This window comes from Flavobacterium sp. H122 (genome assembly GCF_004959765.1).
GTDB lineage: Bacteria > Bacteroidota > Bacteroidia > Flavobacteriales > Flavobacteriaceae > Flavobacterium.
Window position 1 is genome coordinate 1 of the sequence record NZ_SJZD01000025.1, and the last position, 2,005, is coordinate 2,005.

Consider the following 2,005-nt stretch of genomic DNA (forward strand, 5'->3'; position numbering starts at 1 on the left):
ATAATGAAGACTAGGAACTATTTGCCTGTGTTTCATCATTAAAATTGTCTTGATAAGCCCAGCTACACCAGAAACATAACCTGTATGTCCAATATTGGTTTTTACTGATCCTATTGCACAGAACTGTTTTTCAGTAGTATATTTATCAAATGTATCTGTTAAAGCTTCTATTTCAATTGGATCTCCCAACCTAGTTCCGGTGCCATGAGCCTCAATATAGCTAATCGAAGAAGGATCTATTTGATTCTTTTGGTAGATACTCAATTGTAATGCACTCTGTGAACGTACACTTGGAGCTGTAATTCCATTCGTTCTACCATCTTGATTAATTCCACTACCTTTAATAACAGCATAAATTCTATCCCCGTCCCTTTCTGCATCTTTCAATTTTTTCAGAACAACCACTCCGACTCCTTCGGATGATACAATTCCATCTGCATTATCATCAAATGTTTTACAACGTCCTGATTTAGAAGGCATTCCAACCTGACTCGTCCAAATATGAGATATTGGTGTTGTTAACAAAGAAATTCCCCCAACTAAAGACATCTCACTTTCTCCTGACAGTATACTTTGATAAGCTCTATCCATTGCAACTAATGAACTTGAGCAAGCAGTATCAATGGCTAGAGCCGGCCCGGTAAAGTTCATAAAATAGGATATTCGCGCTGCAAGTATTGCCTGAGAACAACCCGTAAAAGCTGTTCCTTTAGTATCTTCTCCATTTTCTTTTAACAATTGTAAATAATCTCCTGATCCTGCTCCGACAAAAACGCTTACTTTCCTACGGTCCAATTGCTGTGGACTATAACCAGCATCTTCTATTGCTTTCCAGCTCTCTTCCAAAAATAAACGTTGTTGGGGATCCATGATTAATGCCTCTCCTGGTGAAATTCCAAAAAATAAAGGATCAAATTTATCAGAATCATTTATAAATCCTGCCCATCTACTATAGGAAGTTCCTTCATGATGAGGATCTATATTGTACCAATTATAATTCCTCCAGTGATTCTTATCTATTTCTTTAATGGAATCTACACCTTCACTCAAATTCTCCCAAAACTCATCTGCATTGTCTGCTTCTGGAAAGCGGCAAGAAATACCAATAACTGCAACATCTGAAATATTCTCTGGAGAAAAATCAGTAATAATTTCTTTGTCAACAGTAATTGATTTTAAAATTTGTTTTTTTGTAACTAGTCGCAACTGTAGTCCTTCAATACGAAGTAAGACTTTTTCATCTTCTCCTATTAATTCAAAACTCAATACTATTTTTTCTGAACTTATTGAGTTTTGGAAAACAACGCAACGATATGCTTGTGTTGTAGAGTGATCATTAATTGTAATTTTCTCTATTTCATAAGGTAGATATGTGCTCGATTCTTGCTCATGAAGCCTGTAGTGCCCATAACTCATACTACAAAACAAACCCGCATCTAATAGTTGAGCAATATAGGTTTTCTGTGCATTTATTTTTAAATCAATCGTTCCTGAAGCGCTTTTTTTACTGAATTTTGCTGATTTCAAAAGGTCGTCATAAATACCTTTTACTTCTATTGGATAAACCAATAATTTTAATTGCTCCTGATTGCAGTTTTTCTCAATTTCTTCATCAAATTCGATTGATAATAAAGGGGTATTATTCACTATATTTTCAAGCTCAATAAATCCTTTAACATGAACCATCTCTACATCTTCCCCTTCTATACTACTACTGATTATAAAACGTAGCTGACCGTCTGACAATTCTCTCAACTCTAACTTTGTCAAACGACAGTTTCCTGTTTTTCCTACAAATGGCTGATTAATTTTTATATTTCTTAATTGCAACTGATCAATTCCGAAATGTTCTTTAAATGCAGAGTAAATCAATTCTATATAAGCATCTGTCGGCAATACACTTTCGTTAAATACCAGATGATCACGCAAACAAGCATTATTGTCTATACTAATATTATAATAAAAACAAATAATTCCTGTCTCTTCTAAATCTCCTTCTATGGAT

At 34.5% G+C, this 2,005-nt stretch carries 1 protein-coding gene; it reads right to left on the bottom strand.

Translation table 11 applies throughout. The features are described 5' to 3' along the window. Positions 1-2,005 (bottom strand): beta-ketoacyl synthase N-terminal-like domain-containing protein (locus EZM65_RS15335; protein ID WP_211196232.1); only part of this gene is annotated, 2,005 nt, incomplete at both ends.